The 19,256-nt window shown below is 58.9% G+C and carries 16 protein-coding genes and 1 pseudogene; 5 read left to right on the top strand and 12 right to left on the bottom strand.

Features of this window, described 5'->3' with window-relative positions; genetic code table 11:
* The first annotated feature begins 133 nt into the window (after positions 1-133).
* From L1C91_RS06860 to L1C91_RS06845, 4 genes are all read left to right on the top strand, one after another.
* Entirely contained in the window at positions 134-1,414 is a 1,281-nt protein-coding gene (locus L1C91_RS06860) for an amidohydrolase (RefSeq protein WP_234858605.1), read from the top strand.
* A gap of 77 nt (positions 1,415-1,491) precedes the next feature.
* Positions 1,492-2,901: an NAD(P)H-quinone dehydrogenase gene (locus tag L1C91_RS06855; protein ID WP_046204591.1), complete on the top strand. Its 1,410-nt coding sequence runs from the start codon at positions 1,492-1,494 to the stop codon at positions 2,899-2,901.
* 289 nt (positions 2,902-3,190) lie between these two features.
* Positions 3,191-6,595: a pyruvate carboxylase gene (locus L1C91_RS06850; protein WP_234858604.1), complete on the top strand. Its 3,405-nt coding sequence runs from the start codon at positions 3,191-3,193 to the stop codon at positions 6,593-6,595.
* Positions 6,596-6,664: 69 nt separating this feature from the next.
* Entirely contained in the window at positions 6,665-7,099 is a 435-nt protein-coding gene (locus L1C91_RS06845; RefSeq protein ID WP_234858603.1) for a hypothetical protein, read from the top strand.
* Between the two features lie 30 nt (positions 7,100-7,129).
* Here the strand turns inward: L1C91_RS06845 and L1C91_RS06840 are convergent, their stop codons facing one another.
* From L1C91_RS06840 to L1C91_RS06825, 4 genes are all read right to left on the bottom strand, one after another.
* Positions 7,130-7,522 carry a hypothetical protein gene (locus tag L1C91_RS06840; protein ID WP_234858602.1) on the bottom strand — a complete coding sequence of 131 codons (393 nt, stop codon included), beginning with the start codon at positions 7,520-7,522 and terminating at the stop codon, positions 7,130-7,132.
* Between the two features lie 39 nt (positions 7,523-7,561).
* A complete protein-coding gene (locus L1C91_RS06835) occupies positions 7,562-8,242 on the bottom strand; it encodes a DUF1707 SHOCT-like domain-containing protein (protein WP_234858601.1) in 681 nt (226 codons plus the stop codon).
* A 76-nt stretch (positions 8,243-8,318) separates the two neighbouring features.
* Positions 8,319-10,100: an acetyl/propionyl/methylcrotonyl-CoA carboxylase subunit alpha gene (locus L1C91_RS06830; RefSeq protein ID WP_234858600.1), complete on the bottom strand. Its 1,782-nt coding sequence runs from the start codon at positions 10,098-10,100 to the stop codon at positions 8,319-8,321.
* Between the two features lie 235 nt (positions 10,101-10,335).
* Positions 10,336-11,226 (bottom strand): sulfurtransferase, encoded by an 891-nt coding sequence (locus L1C91_RS06825; protein ID WP_234858599.1) that lies wholly within the window; start codon positions 11,224-11,226, stop codon positions 10,336-10,338.
* Between the two features lie 269 nt (positions 11,227-11,495).
* On the opposite strand from L1C91_RS06825, the gene L1C91_RS06820 reads away from it, so the two are divergent.
* A complete protein-coding gene (locus tag L1C91_RS06820; protein WP_234858598.1) occupies positions 11,496-12,557 on the top strand; it encodes a Cj0069 family protein in 1,062 nt (353 codons plus the stop codon).
* 117 nt (positions 12,558-12,674) lie between these two features.
* Here L1C91_RS06820 and L1C91_RS09465 read toward each other — a convergent pair whose 3' ends face one another.
* The 8 genes and pseudogenes from L1C91_RS09465 to cmtR form a co-directional block, all read right to left on the bottom strand.
* Complete coding sequence (locus L1C91_RS09465; RefSeq protein ID WP_328219623.1) at positions 12,675-13,265, bottom strand: TIGR00366 family protein; 591 nt, start codon at positions 13,263-13,265, stop codon at positions 12,675-12,677.
* Between the two features lie 20 nt (positions 13,266-13,285).
* Complete coding sequence (locus tag L1C91_RS06805; RefSeq protein WP_328219663.1) at positions 13,286-13,633, bottom strand: CoA transferase subunit A; 348 nt, start codon at positions 13,631-13,633, stop codon at positions 13,286-13,288.
* 14 nt (positions 13,634-13,647) lie between these two features.
* Positions 13,648-14,580: an endonuclease/exonuclease/phosphatase family protein gene (locus tag L1C91_RS06800; protein ID WP_234858597.1), complete on the bottom strand. Its 933-nt coding sequence runs from the start codon at positions 14,578-14,580 to the stop codon at positions 13,648-13,650.
* Between the two features lie 72 nt (positions 14,581-14,652).
* Positions 14,653-16,323 carry an energy-dependent translational throttle protein EttA gene (ettA, locus tag L1C91_RS06795; protein ID WP_234858596.1) on the bottom strand — a complete coding sequence of 557 codons (1,671 nt, stop codon included), beginning with the start codon at positions 16,321-16,323 and terminating at the stop codon, positions 14,653-14,655.
* Positions 16,324-16,629: 306 nt separating this feature from the next.
* Entirely contained in the window at positions 16,630-17,061 is a 432-nt protein-coding gene (locus L1C91_RS06790) for a single-stranded DNA-binding protein (RefSeq protein WP_234858595.1), read from the bottom strand.
* A 500-nt stretch (positions 17,062-17,561) separates the two neighbouring features.
* Positions 17,562-17,942, bottom strand: a pseudogene (locus tag L1C91_RS06785) (alcohol dehydrogenase catalytic domain-containing protein); the annotation flags it as partial.
* 328 nt (positions 17,943-18,270) lie between these two features.
* A complete protein-coding gene (locus tag L1C91_RS06780; protein WP_234858594.1) occupies positions 18,271-18,867 on the bottom strand; it encodes a cadmium resistance transporter in 597 nt (198 codons plus the stop codon).
* Positions 18,868-19,227, bottom strand: coding sequence for a Cd(II)/Pb(II)-sensing metalloregulatory transcriptional regulator CmtR (cmtR, locus tag L1C91_RS06775; RefSeq protein ID WP_234858593.1), 360 nt, complete (start codon positions 19,225-19,227; stop codon positions 18,868-18,870).
* Positions 19,228-19,256 lie beyond the last annotated feature (29 nt).

Below are 19,256 nucleotides of genomic sequence, written 5' to 3'. Positions count from 1 at the left end.
AGTGTTCATGATGGCACAATGTGGGCTGCGGTGGGCCCTCTTGTGTGGGCAGGTCGTCGATGGGGGTAAGTTGGTGCTTAATAGTGCGCTTTGGGCGCGCGATTGTCAGGGTTTGAAGCAGGAAGGGTGTTGGGTGTCAACGACAGCGGTGGATTCGACGCAGCACGTACCGGGTGGGCTGCTTGAGGCGGTGACCGCGTGGCTGGCAGAACACGAACGCGAGGTAACTGCGTGGCGCGAGCACCTGCATTCTTACCCCGAGACCTCCCATAATGAGGTCGAGACGACGGCGTTCATCGCCAAAGTGTTGCGCCATCATGGGTTGGAACCTGTGCTGTTTCCCGCCACCGGCCTGTATGTCGACATTGATGATCTTCATTCGGTTAATGACGCCGCGTCTGACGGCACTGAACACGATGACGCCGCGGGTTTGCCGAAACCAGGGGCCCTGCGGGTGGCTTTCCGTGCGGATATTGATGCGCTGCCAATTGCGGAGAACACGGGTTTGCCTTTCGCGTCGAAGAATCCTGGTGTGATGCATGCGTGTGGCCATGACGTGCACGCCGCGGTGTTGTTGGGTTTTGCGTGCGCTGTGGCTGATGCGGTGAAGCAAGGTGTTGCTTTGCCGCAGGGTATTCGATGCATTTTCCAGCCGGCCGAGGAGGTCATGGATGGAGGTGCTCCCTCGGTGATCAGCTGGGGTGCGTTGTCGGGTGTGTCGACAATTTTTGCCTTGCACGTGGAGCCCAAGTTGGCGGTGGGGCGTATCGGTATCCGCGAGGGTGCGATTACGTCGGCGGCGGACGTTATCAATATTGAGGTGGTGGGCCCCGGTGGGCATACGTCTCGTCCTCACCGCAGTGCGGACGTGGTGTACGCGCTGTCGAGGGTTGTGACCGAACTTCCGGCAGTGTTGTCGCGGCGGATCGACCCCCGCAGCGGCACTGTCATGGTGTTTGGCGCCATTCAGGCTGGTGCCGCAGCCAACGCAATCCCTAAGAGGGGAGTGGCGAAAGGGACCATCCGCACGGCCGATATTGCGGTGTGGAATATGGTGGAGCCGCTGCTACGTGAACTCATTGGCGATATTGTGCGACCGACAGGATGCGACGTCATTGTTAATTATCAAAGGGGCGTGCCCCCTGTGGTTAACGATGCGGTCGTGACAGTGGTATGCGCCGATGCCGTCCGCGCCATCGACCCAGAGGCCGTCGTGCAGGCCCCGCAGTCCAGCGGAGGCGAAGACTTCTCCTGGTACCTGCAGCACATCCCGGGTGCCATGGTCCGACTAGGCGCCTGGAATGGGCAGGGCAAGCGCTCCGATCTGCACCAAGAAGACATGATGGTCGACCCGCGAGCCGTTGGGATAGGTATTAAATTCTTCGCCAGCGTACTGGACCGTTTGTTCGGTTGAGCACGCCCTGATGTGCCCCGGCACTGCCTGAACACCTAGACTGCTAATAAATTATTGTTTTTTTCAGTGGAGGATTCTTGACTAGGCGAATTGTCATCATCGGCGGCGGACCTGCCGGCTACGAAGCAGCATTGGCTGGTGCGAAGTACGGGGCCGACATCACTTTGATCGAAGACCAGGGGCTCGGCGGCTCCGCAGTCTTGCACGATTGCGTGCCCTCAAAGTCCTTCATCGCCGCCACCGGTATCAAAACCGACCTGCGTCGAGCTGACGACATGGGCTTCGACAAGTCCTTGGCCGACAGCTTCCTGCACATCGACGCCGTCAACGCACGTGTGAAAGACCTGGCGCGCAGCCAGTCCCAGGACATTGGCCGCCAAATGGAACGCGCCGGGATTCGCGTGATCAACGGCCGTGGTCGTTTTGATGATTACAACCCGAAGCAAACCACCCACTACATTGCGGTGGACAAGATCGACGGTTCTTCAGAAATCATCGAGTGCGACCTGGTGCTGCTTGCCACGGGTGCATCGCCTCGTATCCTGCCGGGTGCGCAGCCGGACGGCGAGCGCATCTTGACCTGGCGTCAGGTTTACGACATTGATGAACTGCCCGAGCACCTGATTGTTGTGGGTTCCGGTGTGACCGGTGCAGAATTCGTCTCCGCTTTTGCTGAGCTGGGTGTGAAGGTCACGATGGTCGCCTCCCGCGACCGCATCCTGCCCCACGACGATGCTGATGCCGCAGACGTGTTGGAAACCGTGCTCGCAGAGCGCGGCGTCCAGCTGGAAAAGGATGCCCGCGTTGACACCGTGACCCGCACCGAGGACGGCGGAGTATGCGTGCGCACCGCTGACGGCCGCGAGATCTTCGGTTCCCACGCGCTGATGACTGTCGGTTCTGTGCCCAATACCGCCGGCCTTGGTTTGGAAACCATTGGTGTTGAGACCCAAAAGTCGGGGCACATCAAGGTCGACCGCGTGTCCCGGACGACGGTTCCCGGTATTTACGCTGCTGGTGACTGCACAGACTTGTTCCCCTTGGCTTCCGTCGCTGCTATGCAGGGCCGCATCGCCATGTACCACGCGTTGGGTGAAGGCGTGTCCCCGATCCGTTTGAAGACTGTTGCGACGGCTGTGTTTACTCGCCCTGAGATCGCAGCTGTGGGCGTGACCCATGCTCAGGTGGAATCGGGCGAGGTCAACGCACGCGTGATCGTTCTTCCCCTGACGACTAACGCTCGTGCCAAAATGCGCTCGCTGCGCCACGGTTTTGTGAAGCTGTTCTGCCGTAAGAACTCCGGTTTGGTTATTGGGGGTGTGGTTGTTGCTCCGACGGCGTCGGAGTTGATCCTTCCGATTGCGTTGGCCGTGGATAAGGGCCTGACGGTGTCAGATTTGGCTAGCACGTTTGCGGTGTACCCGACGTTGTCTGGTTCGATCACTGAGGCTGCTCGTCAGCTGGTCCAGCACGACGACCTCGGCTAGCCCGAGAAATTTCTGGGTGTCTTGAGAGGGCAATTTCTCAACCTTAAGGAGTTGGGAGATTGCCCTTTATGCTGTCTGCACCTGCTGCGGTTGAGTAGCACTTTTACGGCAGTTGTATCGGGTTTGCGCTGTGGTAGTCTACCCCTTGTTGTTACGTCCGTGACGGGCGCCATAGTTGGGGCGTTCTGAGTCCTGCACCAAAGGTTCCCGTCGCAACCCCCCAGGGCACCGACGAATAATCTCTGTCACGTTTACCCACCCTTCTTTTGAGGAAAGGTCCATCCCTCCAGTGAAAAAACAGCCCACGTCGTTTAAGAAAATCCTGGTCGCCAACCGTGGCGAGATCGCAGTGCGCGCATTCCGTGCTGCATACGAAATCGGTGCAGAAACCGTTGCAGTCTACCCGCGTGAAGACCGCAATTCTTTCCACCGCAGCCATGCATCCGAGGCCTACCGTATTGGTACCGAGGGCTCGCCGGTCAAGGCTTACCTGGATATTGATGAGATCCTGCGGGCAGCCAAGGAATCTCACGCGGACGCTGTCTACCCGGGTTATGGCTTCCTGTCGGAAAATGCTCAGCTTGCTCGCGAGTGCGCGGAAAATGGACTTGTTTTTATCGGCCCCACCCCGGAAGTACTCGATCTGACGGGTGATAAGTCTCGTGCTGTGACGGCTGCTCGCGAAGCTGGCCTGCCCACTCTGGACGAGTCCACCCCGAGCGACGATATTGATGTGTTGGTGGAGCAGGCTAAGGGCCAGCAGTACCCGCTGTTCGTTAAAGCTGTGGCCGGTGGTGGCGGCCGCGGTATGCGCTTTATCCCCAACGAAAAAGAACTTCGCCACTTGGCGGCGGAAGCTTCCCGCGAGGCCTTGTCGGCCTTTGGTGATGCGCGGGTCTACATCGAGCGAGCGGTGGTCAATCCACAGCACATCGAGGTTCAGATCCTGGGCGATGCGTCCGGCGACGTCATTCACCTTTTCGAGCGTGACTGCTCTGTGCAGCGTCGTCACCAGAAGGTTGTAGAGATTGCGCCTGCCCAGCACATCACCCAGGAGCAGCGCGAAAAGATTTGTGCCGATGCGGTGAAGTTCTGCAAGCACATCGGTTACATCGGTGCCGGCACCGTGGAGTTCTTGGTCGATGAGCAAGGCAACCACGTCTTCATCGAGATGAACCCCCGCATCCAGGTCGAGCACACCGTCACCGAGGAAGTCACTCAGGTGGACTTGGTGAAGGCCCAGATGCAGATCGCCGCAGGTGCCACATTGAAGGAACTGGGGCTCACACAGGATGCTGTCCAGTTGCACGGTGCTGCCTTGCAGTGCCGCATCACCACCGAAGATCCGTCGAACGGGTTCCGCCCGGACACTGGCACAATTACTTCGTACCGATCCCCGGGTGGTGCGGGTGTGCGCCTTGACGGAGCGATCCAGTTGGGCGGCGAAATCACCGCTCACTTTGATTCGATGCTGGTGAAGATGACCTGCCGCGGTTCGGATTTTGCCACCGCTGTTGCCCGTGCTCAGCGTGCATTGGCGGAGTTCCATGTTTCCGGCGTGGCAACCAACATTGGCTTCCTCCGCGCCTTGCTGCGCGAGCCTGATTTCACTGAAAAGCGCGTTGCGACGAGCTTTATCGCCGAGCACCCCTGGTTGTTGTCCGCGCCGCCCGCTGATGACGAGCCTGGCCGTATCCTCGACTACCTCGCTGACGTGACGGTCAACCGCCCGCATGGTCAGCCGCCGGCGTCAATCACCCCTGCAGATAAGTTGCCGAAGCTGCCGCACAGCCCACGGCCTCGTGGATCGCGTGATCTTCTCCGCGACGTCGGGCCTGTGGAGTTCGCTAAGCAGCTGCGCGCCCAGGATCGTTTGGCCGTCACCGACACGACGTTCCGTGATGCGCACCAGTCCTTGCTCGCCACCCGTGTGCGTTCCAGCGCCCTGGTGGATGCTGCCCGCTACGTGTCCTATTTGACGCCTGAGTTGTTGTCGGTGGAAGCGTGGGGTGGTGCGACCTATGACGTCGCGTTGCGCTTCCTGCACGAAGATCCCTGGGCACGCCTGGATGAACTGCGCGAGGCTATGCCCAACGTCAACATCCAGATGCTGCTGCGCGGACGCAATGCGGTGGGCTACACCCCGTACCCGGACCACGTGTGCAACAAGTTCGTGGATGAGGCGGCGCATTCCGGTGTCGACATTTTCCGCATTTTTGACGCCTTGAATGATGTCTCGCAGATGCGTCCCGCGATCGAGGCTGTTCTGTCCACCGACACCTGTGTAGCAGAGGTGGCGATGGCTTACTCCGGTAACCTCGCCGACCCAAATGAGAAGCTCTACACGCTGGACTACTACCTCAAGCTCGCAGAGCAGATCGTGGAGTCCGGCGCGCACATCCTGGCGATTAAAGACATGGCCGGCCTTATGCGCCCGGCTGCCGCAACCAAGCTTGTGACAGCGTTGCGACGCGAGTTTGATCTGCCCGTTCACGTGCACACTCACGACACCGCTGGTGGCCAGTTGGCTACCTACCTGGCGGCAGCAAATGCTGGTGCCGATGCGGTCGACGGTGCTTCCGCACCTTTGTCAGGTACGACGTCGCAACCGTCACTGTCGGCGATTGTCGCAGCGTTTGCAGACACCTACCGCGACACCGGTTTGAGCCTAAAGAACGTCTCCGACATGGAGCCTTACTGGGAGGCTGTGCGCACGATGTACGCACCCTTCGAGTCCGGCACCCCGGGGCCGACCGGTCGCGTGTACCGCCACGAGATCCCTGGCGGGCAGTTGTCCAACCTGCGTGCCCAAGCAGTTGCGCTGGGTCTTGCCGACCGCTTTGAGCTGATCGAAGACAACTATGCTGCGGTCAACGAGATGCTGGGTCGCCCCACCAAGGTGACCCCCTCGTCCAAGGTCGTTGGTGATCTGGCGCTTCACCTGGTGGGTGCCAACGTGGATCCCGCAGACTTTGTTGCCGATCCCCACAAGTACGACATCCCGGATTCCGTGATCGCATTCTTGCGTGGCGAGCTGGGCACCCCTCCCGGCGGTTGGCCCGAGCCTTTGCGCAGCCGCATTCTCGAAGGCCGCGCGGAAACCTCCGCAGCGCTGATGGATGTGCCGGAAGAGGAAGCGGACAACCTCGAGTCGAAGGATCAAGCAACCCGTCGTGCGGCACTGGACCGTTTGATGTTCGCTAAGCCCGCCGCCGAGTTCGTCGAGCACCGCCGTCGCTTCGGAAACACCTCCATTTTGGAAGATCGTGAGTTCTTCTACGGTTTGGTCGAGGGTGAAGAAACCGTCATCGACCTGGGTGATTCCGTCCAGCTGGTCGTCCGCCTCGACGCAATTTCTGAGCCTGATGACAAGGGCATGCGCACGGTCGTGTTCAACGTTAACGGCCAGATCCGCCCGTTGCGTGTGCGTGACCACTCCGTCGAATCCACCACGCAGGCCGCTGAAAAGGCCGACCCGTCCAAGGCTGGAGACGTGGCTGCGCCGTTCGCTGGTGTCGTGACAGTCACCGCCGTTGAGGGCGACGAGGTCAAGGCTGGCGACCCGGTGGCAATCATCGAGGCTATGAAGATGGAAGCAACCATCACCGCGCCGACTGGTGGCACGATCAGCCGCGTGGTGCTTTCCCAGGCTGCGAAGGTCGAAGGCGGGGATCTGCTACTCGTTATCGAGTAAAATTGCCCCACGTTTGGTTACAACGCAGCGTCCACACCTGAACAGGCAGTAGACCTCCTGCCTGAGGTAGTGGACGGCAAGCAGGTTAACCGGACGAAATCGCGGGCGTACAAGATCGCTGTGATGTCCGGGGTGACCGACATTCACTACGGCATTTTGGGTATGCCCCGCAAGGCTTTAGCGCACGGTTTGTTCTGGACTGTCGCACCGGTGGTCTCCATCTTTGTGTTTGTGTTCGCCGGAATGCTGGATAACCCCCATGGGTGGCTGATGTGGTTGATCGTGTTGTGGCCACTAGCCGACTGGTTGTTGGAGGTTTTTCTAATGGCCAGAATCCCCGAGAACCATCCCTGGTTCGGCGGAGCCACCCCAGAAGGCTATTTCCCGATCGACTGGTGGAAAACCAATTGGCAGTGGTGGCAGCCGGAGATGTTCAGCAGAAAGCTCGATCCCGATACCCGCAAGCGCGCTGTCGAAGCGCTGAAAAATACCGACCCCGTGTAGATACCAGATCGGTGCCAGCTCGTCGAATTTCTAGGCCGGCTGTAGGCCTAGAAAGCCTTCCGCCCAGCGTCTAATAGTCCCCATAATTTCTGACGCCGCGTCGCCCACCGTCTTCGGCGCCAAGACCGGGTCGTTGGGCAACACCCGGGAGGGATCACCGCACGGGGTGACAGATACCATGCAGGTTTTTTCCTCCCAGTTAGGTACCAGGCGAGCCAAGGCGAGCATCTCCACGCTGGTCTGCTCGCACACCGCCCACGTCAACGCTGATTCCTGTGCCCACTGTTGCCGTGCGCGCGCAACATAGTCCACCGCGGCGTCATCATCCATGATTAGTGACAGTGCTGGGCGATCATCAATGCGATTGTCATCGTGGAGAGGGCGGGCATAAAAACGGCCGCCGTTGATCTCGATGGGGTCCATAGGACACCAGTGTAGTCAGCGCTGTGGGCAGGGGAGTGGCTAGCCGAAGAACTTGCGGGTGGTGTCGTTGGCCTTATCCGCGAAACGTTTGGTTGCTTCCGAAGCGATGCGTGCGGACTCTTCAAAATTGCCCATGATCTCCGCGCGACGCTGTGCGGACTCGATGGCCAATTGTTGGCGCATCTGTTGGGTCTGCATAGCAGCAATCTGTTTCTGGCGCCGCAATTCTTGTTTCTGCAACTGCTTTTTTGTCGGCGCAAACCAGCTCTTGGGGCCGATCTTCATCCCGTAGATCAAGATGGCTAGCACGGGGATGATCAGCATCAGAGCTTCGACGTCTGCTAGGCCAGCGGCGGCCGTAACAACGATCGCCGTGATAGCCATAAACCCGTCGCGAATATGGCGACCTTCCCGGGGGGACTCGATCGCGTCCGGGACTGGATAGGACATGCCTTGAGTCCACAGCTGGGGTGCTGGGGATGCGTCGTAGGGCACTGGGAGGCCTGGTGTGTAGACGTTGCCAGGGGAGCCCTCGAAGGCAGTGGCGGGCACGTCGGTGAATAGAGCGTTGAGTTCGTTGCGTGTCACTGCAGCAGCGACGCGGCGAGAGCGTTCATCGAACTCGGAGAGGGTGATGTAGCCGCGGCTTGCAAGCGTGGACAAAGAATCCAGGGCTGCTGTCCGATCTGCGTCGCCCACGCGAAAATCACCGTTGTTCATACCAAACGAGTGTAACGCAAAAAGCGCCTGCATGCGGGCCGATTTGGCCGAGCACACAGGCGCTGAGCGCGTGAAGCTACTTGATTTCCATCAGGACAGCACCCTTGGTGACGCCCTCACCCGCAGCAGCGGACAGGCCGGTGACAACACCAGACTTGTGAGCCTTGACTGGGTTTTCCATCTTCATAGCCTCGAGGACCACGACGGTGTCACCCTCGTTGACCTCTTGGCCTTCTTCGACGTTGACCTTGATGACAGTGCCCTGCATGGGGGCTGCCACAGCGTCACCAGAGACGGCCTTCTTGCCGCCGCCAGCGCGACGCTTCTTGGCCTTCTTCTTAGCGCCACTAGCGCCGCCACCAGCCAGGGCAAGATCACCGGGAAGAGCGATTTCGACGCGACGGCCGTCGATCTCAACGACAACCTTCTGCTTCGGGGTTGCCTCTTCCTCTTCCTCAACGTCAGCAGGATCGACGTAAGCGGGGATCGGGTTGTCCCACTCTTCTTCAATCCACTTGGTGTAGACGTCGAACTTCTCGCCGTCACCAACGAAGGCGGGGTTTTCCACGATGTGAGCGTGGAAAGGAAGAACGGTGGGCATGCCCTCGATAACGTACTCGCTCAGCGCACGACGTGCACGCTGCAGCGCCTCTTCACGGGTCTCACCGAAGACGATCAGCTTGGCGAGCATAGAGTCGAACTGGCCGCCAATGACAGAACCTTCGACGATGCCGGAATCCATACGGACACCGGGGCCTGCGGGTTCAATGTACTTGGTGATCTTGCCGGGAGCAGGCATGAAGTTAGAGCCAGCATCCTCGCCGTTGATACGGAACTCGAACGCGTGACCACGAGGGGTCGGATCTTCCTTGATGTGGAGCTCGCGGCCTTCAGCGATACGGAACTGCTCGCGAACCAGGTCGAGGCCAGTGGTGACCTCGGTGACGGGGTGTTCCACCTGCAGACGGGTGTTGACCTCAAGGAAGGAGATCAGGCCGTCGGAACCAACCAGGTACTCAACGGTGCCCGCACCGTAGTAGCCGGCTTCCTTACAGATAGCCTTAGCGGACTCGTGCAGACGGGTTCGCTGCTCATCCGTCAGGAAGGGAGCCGGAGCCTCCTCAACAAGCTTCTGGAAACGACGCTGCAGGGAGCAGTCACGAGTACCAGCAACCACAACGTTGCCGTGCATGTCAGCAACAACCTGGCACTCGACGTGGCGAGCCTTGTCCAAGTAGCGCTCGACGAAGCACTCTCCGCGACCGAAGGCTGCAACAGCCTCGCGGGTAGCGGACTCGTAGAGGTCCTCGACCTCATCCATCTCGTACGCGACCTTCATACCGCGGCCACCGCCACCAAACGCAGCCTTAATAGCGATCGGCAGGCCGTGCTCCTCAGCGAATGCACGAACCTCAGCGGCATCCTTCACGGGCTCCTTGGAACCCGGAGCCATCGGAGCGTTAGCACGCATAGCAATGTGGCGGGCAGTGACCTTGTCACCCAAGTCGCGGATGGACTGCGGGGAGGGACCGATCCAGATCAGACCAGCGTCGATCACGGCCTGAGCAAAGTCGCCATTTTCGGACAGGAAGCCGTAGCCGGGGTGAATAGCGTCAGCGCCGGACTTCTTCGCGGCGTCAAGAATCTTGTCGAAGACAAGGTAGGATTCGGCAGAATTCTGGCCGCCGAGGGCGAACGCCTCATCCGCCATGGAGACGAAAGGTGCCTCGGCATCGGGCTCTGCGTACACGGCGACACTGGCGATACCAGCGTCACGGGCTGCGCGGATCACGCGGATGGCGATCTCACCGCGGTTGGCCACAAGGACCTTAGTAATTTTCTTGGTCTCGACAGACACTAAACGCCTCCTGGATGAATGCACTAACACTGTTATGTGCTGCCGCACACACGTTAATCGTTTGGGCAGCGAACACCACTATTGTTACACATCACACGCCCGAGTGAGGGGCCGATGCCAAGGAAAATGTGGCAATGGGGGTAAACGAAGGGGTGTCCTGAGCGCTAAAAAGCCCCTACCCTGCACAGTTGAACTGCGTTCAGGAGTAGGGGATGGGGTGAACAAACACCACCTTTTAGGCCGTGGGCTCCCCAGGCTGCTCGCCCTGAACAATCGGCATACGCACCATGTTGCCCCACTCGACCCACGAACCGTCGTAGTTACGAACGTTGTTAAAACCAAGCAGGTAGGTCAACACAAACCAGGAATGCGCCGAGCGGTCACCAATGCGGCAATACACCACGGTCGGGTCATTCGGATCGAAATCCTTATAAATCTCATCCAGCTCCGCGCGGCTACGGAAACGGCTGTTCGGGTACACCGACAGATTCCACGGAACATTCACAGCAGTCGGCACGTGGCCCGGACGCTGCACGCCCTCCTGCGGGTAACCCTCCATATTGCGGAGCTCACCGGTGTATTCCTCATGTGAACGCGTATCAATGATCGGCCCCTTACCGATGTGGTCCAGCACGCCATCGACAAACACACGGATAGTCTTATCGTCACGCGTCGGAACAGGATAATCACTACGGGGGAACTCTGGAACCTCATAGGAAGTATCGCGCTCCTCCGCCATCCAAGCGTCACGCCCGCCATTGAGCAAACGAACATCCTTATGCCCAAACAATTCGAGCACCCACATGGTAAAAGCCGCCCACCAGTTGGACTTATCCCCATAGACAACAATCGTGTCATCCGGATGAATGCCCTTCGAGCGCATCAATTCTGCGAAGGCCTCACCGTCGATGTAGTCACGCACCGCGACGTCATTAAGATCCTTCAACCAATCGATACGCACAGCCCCCGCAATATGGCCGATGTCGTACAACAACGAATCCTCATCGGACTCCACCACACGCAACCCCGGCGTACCCAAGCGGGCGCTCAGCCACGAAGCCGACACCAATTTCTCCGGGTGGGCATATTCAGAAAAACACGGATGAGGATCAAAGGGGGCAGGCATGAGAAAACGACCTTTCAACTAACGCGGGGGCAATCAACAACGGGCACCAAAAACCCTATTATCGCCCTAGCTTAGCGCAGAGTCAGGCTCACCGCGCGCCCCAGTTGTGTCCTTGCGCACCAAAGGGGGTTTCTGGCGTGCAATACCACTGCCGAGGGAATAGCTTTAGAAGTAGGTACAAGGCCACAACGTTCCGTGCCCGACCAAGGCACAGCACGCAGCAAGCCGCGCGCCTGAACATACATCGAGCAATAACCAAGGAGAACCACGTGCACAAAGCTATCGTCGTATTTGAAGTCGAAGGCGGCAACGACAAGCAGTTCAACGGCCACCGCAAAGACACCCTCCCCATCGTCGACGCCATCAAGGCTCAGGGATGGAACGCAGAGGTCGTCTACTACCGCCCCGAATGGGCCGAGCAACTTTTCGAATACGTCTCCAACAACTTCGACGCCTACATCTCGCGCGTCAACCCGGGCAACATCCCCGGCGGCGAAAAGGGCTACTTCGACCTTCTGACCCGCCTGTCCAAGGACGCCGGCCTGGTAGGCATGTCCACTCCCGAAGAGATGATGGCTTACGGCGCGAAGGACGCACTGGTCAAGCTGGCCGACACCGATCTGGTGCCCAGCGACACCTACGCCTACTACGACGTCGAGTCCTTCCATAAGACCTTCCCCTCCTCCCTGTCCTACGGCGAGCGCGTCCTCAAGCAGAACCGTGGCTCCACCGGCTCCGGCATCTGGCGCGTCCAGCTCGAGGACAAGGAACTAGCAGCCAAGGTTGAACCCGGCACCGAGCTGCCCCTGGACACCAAGCTGCGCTGCACCGAAGCCGTCGACAACCACACCGAAATCCGCGAACTCGGCGAGTTCATGGACTTCTGCGACCAGTACATCGTTGGCGACAACGGCATGCTCGTCGACATGCGCTTCATGCCCCGCATCGTTGAGGGGGAAATCCGCATCCTCCTCGTCGGCCCCCACCCCGTCTTCGTGGTTCACAAGAAGCCCGCTGCGGGCGGCGACAACTTCTCCGCAACCCTGTTCTCCGGCGCTACCTACACCTACGACAAGCCTTCCGATTGGCAGGAACTCGTCGACATGTTCGCCGAAGCACGACCCGTTATCGCCGAGAAGCTCGGTGGCGACAACATCCCGCTGATCTGGACCGCTGACTTCATGCTCGATGACGCTAAGGACGGTGGTGACACCTACGTACTCGGCGAGATCAACTGCTCCTGCGTTGGCTTCACTTCTGAGCTCGACATGGGCATCCAGGAAATGGTTGCTGAAGAAGCAATCAAGCGCGTCGAAGCAAAGCACGCTTAAGCTGCCGACATAGTTTCTGCGATCAATAGCGCTTAAAAAGACTGTGCGCCTGACGATTTCCGTCAGGCGCACAGTCTTTTTTCAGTACATTATGCCTCGTGGTCTAGGTGGTGATAGCTAAGCGCGGATGAGGAAATACGCGCACGAAAGCACAAAGATGGAAATCCCCGCAGGCAACGTGTAACCAATGACCTCACTGAACTTCAGTCGGTAATTCGCCAGGTAGGGCAAGCAGAAGAAGGGGATAATCAGGTTCGTCACGCCGTCGCCCATCTGGTAGACCTGCAGCACGAGGCCCAAATCCGAACCCAGATCCAAGGTCGTGGGAACCACATACGGTGCCTCGATCACAAACTTGGAGCCCCCCGACGGCACCGCGATGTTCAGCAGGCCGGAATATGCGAAGACTTTCATCGGCCACGTTGACGCGGTTGAAAGCGAGGAGAAGAAATGGGTAATCACCATGCCCAAGCCGGTTCCGCCGATCAACCCAAAAATTCCGGCATTGATTAAGTCGGCATCTTCTTCCCCGGGGAGGGGATACGGGCCAAGGCCGAGGATGCCATTTTCACTGTGCAGCGTAACGTGCACACCTTCGGGCAGGTTGCTGGCGATCAGCGTTGGAACGCCTATGCCTAAGTTGACGTAGTCACCGTCTTTTAATTCTGCGGCAGCAATGGCCGCCATTTCATCACGAGTCCAAGCCATGACGATACCTACCTTTGCTTCTATCGATTGACGACTTTTTCGATCACATTCGGAGTATGCGCAGCCATGACGTAATCCACGAACACCCCAGGAGTGTGGACGTCGTCCGGCAGAAGTTCCCCGAGACCCACGAGGTTTTCGGCTTCTGCAAAAGTCGTCCGGGCACACATCGCTGCCACCGGGTTGAAGTTCCTTGCGGCCAACCTAAAGCGCAGGTTGCCCGAGGTGTCCGCCGTATGAGCGTGAACGAGCCCGATGTCGACGGTGATGGCTCGTTCTTGCAGGTAGGTGTTGCCGTCGAAAACCGCAGTGGGTTTGCCTTCTGCGATCGATGTGCCAACTCCAGTCTTTGTGTAAAACGCTGGAATCCCGGCATCACGTTTTAGATCGGTGTTGTATCCAGCTCGACCAGAATTCCGGAATGATCAGAGATCGCAGACGGGGAATCATCAGCAAACACCACCTCATGACTTCGCGGAGAAACCCCAGCCGAGGTGAACACATAATCAATCCGCAAAGCCTTCGTGTTATTCGACCAACCATGGATCCTCTTGTGCACCGTCGCCTCCCCCGACACAGAATCGGCAGCCAAGAAACTATCCGACCAACACCCATCGGCCATCACCAGCGAGTAGCCCTGACCAGCAACATCAGCGGCATTGTTAAAGTCGCCGGCGATAACCACCGGCAGCCCTGACTCTTCACGCAACCGTGCACACGCGGCAGATACCTGCCGCCACTCATGCGGGAACAACAAACCATCACTACCCTCCGGCAACACCCCAATCGGGAACCCCTGATCTTCGTCAGGATGAGCCGCCGGATCGGCCCACCAGGAAAAGTGGCTACTGACCACCCACACAGGCTCACCACCATCCAGCCGCACAGCAATAGAAGCCCGCCGGCGAACATTGTCATAGTCATCCACAAACAAAGGACAATGATCGATGCGACGGACCTCAGCTATCGGCGCCCTCGACACAATCGCAATGCCCTCATCAAAACAATCAAAGCCCAAGTGGGCGCTATCCCACGTCCAATAAAAACCCTCCCCGCCATAGTGCGCCAAAGCCCCCACCAGGATCCGCGCATAGTTATCTACCCGCACAGGGTGCTGCGGATCCCCGACGAATAACCCGCCACCCGCAACCCCCGCGACGTCATCAACGATCGGGGACTCAATGAACTGGTTGACTTCCTGTAAACACACAACATCAACATCGCGCTGAACAATCTCCCGCGCCAGAGCATAAATTTTGGGGATCTGCGCAACCTCGAGCCAGGCGTGAACATTGAGCGTCAGCAGCTTTATCATGGCTCCATCATAAAAAACGACGTGCCACACTCCCATCTGAAGGAGCATGGCACGTCGCCGCGCTAGAAAAACTTAGCGAGTGAGCTTGCGGTGCGTCACACGCGAGGGGCGTGCAGCCTCAGCGCCCAAGCGCTCGACCTTGTTCTTTTCGTATTCTTCGAAGTTACCCTCGAACCAGAACCACTGGCCTTCCTCCACATTGCCCTCCCACGCAAGGATGTGGGTACAGGTGCGGTCCAAGAACCAACGGTCGTGGGAAATAACCACGGCACAGCCCGGGAACTGCTGCAGAGCATTTTCCAGGGAAGACAGGGTTTCGACGTCCAAGTCGTTAGTCGGCTCGTCCAGCAGGATCAGGTTGCCGCCCTGCTTGAGAGTCAGCGCGAGGTTCAGACGGTTGCGCTCACCACCAGACAGAACCTTCGAAGGCTTTTGCTGATCCGGACCCTTGAAACCGAACGCGGACAAGTACGCGCGCGAAGGCATTTCGTTCTGACCAACGTGGATGTAATCAAGGCCGTCAGAGACAACCTCCCACACAGTCTTTTCCGGGTCGATGTTCTCACGGCCCTGGTCGACATAGCTCAACTGGACAGTCTGGCCGACCTTCACGTCGCCGCCATCCGGCTGCTCCAAACCAACGATGGTCTTAAACAGCGTCGACTTACCAACACCGTTGGGACCGATCACACCGACAATGCCGTTACGAGGCAAGGTGAAAGACAGGTCCTTGATCAGCACACGGCCGTCGAAGCCCTTGTCCAGGTTAGAAACCTCCACAACCTGGTTGCCCAAGCGAGGCGGCGTAGGGATCTGGATCTCTTCGAAGTCAAGCTTCTTGTACTTCTCAGCCTCCGCAACCATCTCGTCGTAACGAGCCAGACGGGCCTTGTTCTTGGCCTGGCGAGCCTTCGCACCAGAGCGAACCCAGGCGAGCTCTTCCTTCAGGCGCTTTTGCAGCTTCTGGTCCTTCTTGCCTGCAACCTCGAGGCGCTCAGCCTTCTTCTCCAAGTAGGTGGAGTAGTTGCCCTCGTAGGGGTAGAGCTTTCCGCGGTCGACCTCACAGATCCACTGGGCGACGTGGTCCAGGAAGTAACGGTCGTGGGTAACAGCCAAAACAGCACCGGGGTACTTAGCAAGGTGCTGTTCCAACCAGAGCACACTCTCCGCATCCAGGTGGTTAGTGGGCTCGTCAAGCAGCAAAAGATCCGGCTCGCTCAGCAGCAACTTCGCCAACGCGACGCGGCGGCGCTCACCACCAGACAAGTGGGTGACAGGCTCATCACCAGGCGGGCAGCGCAGAGCATCAAGAGCCTGCTCGATCTTGGAATCGATCTCCCACGCATCAGCATGGTCGAGCTCCTCCTGCAACTTGCCCATTTCTTCCATGAGCTCGTCGGTGTAATTGGTGGCCATCTCCTCAGCGATAGCCTCAAAACGCTGCTTCTTTTCGAAGATTTCCCCCAAACCTTCTTCAACGTTTTCGCGGACGGTCTTTTCCTCGTTAAGCGGCGGCTCCTGCAGCAGGATGCCGACCGTTGCACCGGGCTCCAGGTATGCCTCGCCATTGGACGGCTGATCAATACCAGCCATGATCTTCAAGATAGAGGACTTACCGGCGCCGTTCGGGCCGACGACACCGATCTTGGCACCCGGGTAAAACGCCATGGTGACGTTGTCCAGAATGACCTTCTCGCCGTGCGCCTTGCGCACGTTTTTCATTGTGTAAATAAATTCGCCCATTAAGTGGCCTTCCTTGAGCCTAGAAAAACGGAAGTTCTGTCAGCACAAAGGGTACCACCCGGCCATCTTGTTCAATGGCGGCCTGTGGAACCGGCCCCTCAACCCAATGGAAACGCGCCGGGCGACCCCTAAACATCGCATCCACCACATCCGAACGAGGATCGAGATGCGGAATGTAGAGCTCGCCGACAGCAACCTCAGGACAGCGAAGCAGACAGTCGTTGCGGCTAGAGCAGCAGCAATCAGGCTAGTTTTTCGTACGCAGGGAAGTGAAGCGGGTCATCATCCGACCGGAACCCTGTCACCTCAGGCACGGGGATCCGCCATGGCATGGGCGTCGGGCTCGTTGGGGGCTGGTGAGCGGCTGAGCTGCTGGGCTTGTGTGTCTGCTTCGGTGTCACGAACATTCCTCAGATCGTGCCCGACCGTCATCGCCTTGCACACCACCTTGACGGCCTTGTGTTTGTCCTTGGTTTCGTAGGTTTCGGTGATGATCTGCCCGACAACAATCGCTCGGTCTTTTTGCTTCAGGTTGGCGTGGACACGGGTTGCAAGGTCGCCCCAGCATTCAACTGTCACCCAGCATTCGTTCACTGTTTCCCATTCCCCTGAATGGTTTTGGCGCCGGTTGCTGGCGCAGAAGCGGAAGGTCGTTAGTTTGGTTTTATTCTGTCCGAGTTCTTTGTATTCGGGTTGGGTGCCGACGATACCTACCAGGACGGAAGAATGAAGAGTCATTGGATAATCTCCTACAGCTAGTGAAGTTTCATGATGGTGTGCGGGATGTGCTCAACCATTGGCTTCACAGTGCCCTCGTCCGCATAGCTGGCGCAGCCGCCAGGTCACTCGCCCTGTGGATAACCTTGCCCGCGGCACCCCCGTTTTATCCACAGACTTACGTGGCGGCAATGAGAAACGCGACGTCATTACCATTAGTGAAATGGGGTGATGACGCCGCGTCGGTTGCTGTCGGCACGCGCATGCATTGTGCCCGGCCGGGGGTGGTGGCTAGAGCTGGCGGAAGGTGTCTTTTCCGGCGCTCATGTCGCCCAGGCCATTGGCGCGGATAACCGTGAGCCAGAGATGCCGCCGCAGCGTGATCGTGTGACCATGGCGCGTCGCGTGCGCGGTTACGTGATGTCGAACAACCGCTCGTCTGGGGCGTCCGCCTTTAGCGGTGCTACAGACGGCGTGAACGCCCGTGAGCGCAAAGCGCGAGCCACGATGGGACGTAAGGGCGAGCCGTAAAGCCGCGAGTAACCGAGGAACTGCGCGCCGGTGCCGTATTCGCGGACCTGGGTGGTTTCACACTGCGACTGCAGGCCCTGGCGACACATGAAGCAATGCTCGCAGGAAACGTTGAAGGGGATGACCACCCGATCCCCCGGCTTGATGTGGGTGACGGCTGAGCCGACCCCCTCGACGATGCCCATGGGCCCATGGTCGATGATGTCGCCCTCGCCCATGAACGGAGCCAGCACCCCATAGAGGTGCAGGTCAGATCCGCAGATGGCGGTCGAGGTGACCCGGATGACCGCATCGGTGGGTTCCTGGATCTGTGGGTCCCGGACCTCCTCCACGCTCACCGTATTTGACGCCTGCCAGGTCAATGCTTTCATGTGTCCTCCTCGCAAGGGCGGCCGCCTCAGCTGAAACGGCGCCACTATTTGGTTGGTTGAGGCCGACTGTACTGAAAACACGGTGGGCGGGTTGCCCACGTCGCGGCCGGGGTCTCACATCCCGACGGGGCCCTAGGGAGTGTTTTCTACATGGCCGTGGCCTGAGCCTTACCTCCCCGCGTCCAACGCACCGCGGGCGAGCATACGCATAGGCGTACATGTACGCACAGGTCTCTCCCAGGTTTTGATCACGCCCCGCTTTAAGCGGGGCTTATGCCGCATATCGTCTCCATCATCCAGTCCAAAGGAGGCACGGGGGATGAGCATATTAAAGGCCGAAGGCGCCGCCGCTGACGAGGATGAAGATACCCAGGCCAATCAAAACGACCGGGAACAGCACATGCTCCCAGCGTTCGAGAACCTCCGCGATCGGTGGACGGGTGGCCACGAACTTGGCCAACAGGACCAGGCCCGCCACCAGGATCAGAAAGACGACGCAGTAGATGATAACGGTAGCGGTACCCACGTTGAGAAAAACCGGGACATAGACGCCGATATTGTCACCACCGTTGGCAAAGGTCACCCCGGCGATGATCAAGGCGCTTACGTTCTTTCCGCTGACTTTCGCGTCATCGTCGTCGTCATCGTCTCCCTGCCAGGCTTGCCAGGCCGCCCACAGCCCCAGGGCCAGGGGGATCAGCCCGAAGTAGGGGATCGCCTCGGTGGGCAGGAAGGCATCCGCCCCTAGGGTGACCAGGATCGTGGCTGCGAGGATGCCCGCGAAACCAAGGTACTGCCCGGCCAGGATCCGAAGTGTGGTCCCTGCTTGGCCGGCTCCACGGGCGAAGAACAGCGAGAGCACGATGATGTCGTCGATATTGGTGGCGATAAACAGACCAACCGCCCCCAGGAGATCAGTTACCACTTACCTGTTCCTCTCTCCGGTGGCGCACCCGGACACGTCACATGCCGAGTCAATACATGGGGCATTCTCGTCGGCAGCCAGAGTGGTATCCAGCAGTGAGTTCAGCGCCTGGACAAGATGGGCGTCGACGATCTCGTAGCGGGTCTTCCGCCCCTGCGGTTCGGCGACCACAATTCCGCAGTCCCGTAGGCAAGTGAGGTGGTTCGACACATTTGACCGCGTCAGTTCCAGCTCCCGGGCGAGAGCGGCCGGGTAGGCCGGGCCGCCCAGCAGGGTCAGGAGAATACGGGATCGGGTGGGATCGGCCATCGCCCGACCCAATCGGTTCATCACGTCCAAGCGCGAAGAAATAGTCAGCATGCACTGAACTATACAGCTGTTGCTGAACT

It is taken from the genome of Corynebacterium argentoratense (assembly GCF_021491455.1).
GTDB lineage: Bacteria > Actinomycetota > Actinomycetes > Mycobacteriales > Mycobacteriaceae > Corynebacterium > Corynebacterium argentoratense_A.
This window is presented reverse-complemented; position numbering and strand designations above follow the sequence as displayed.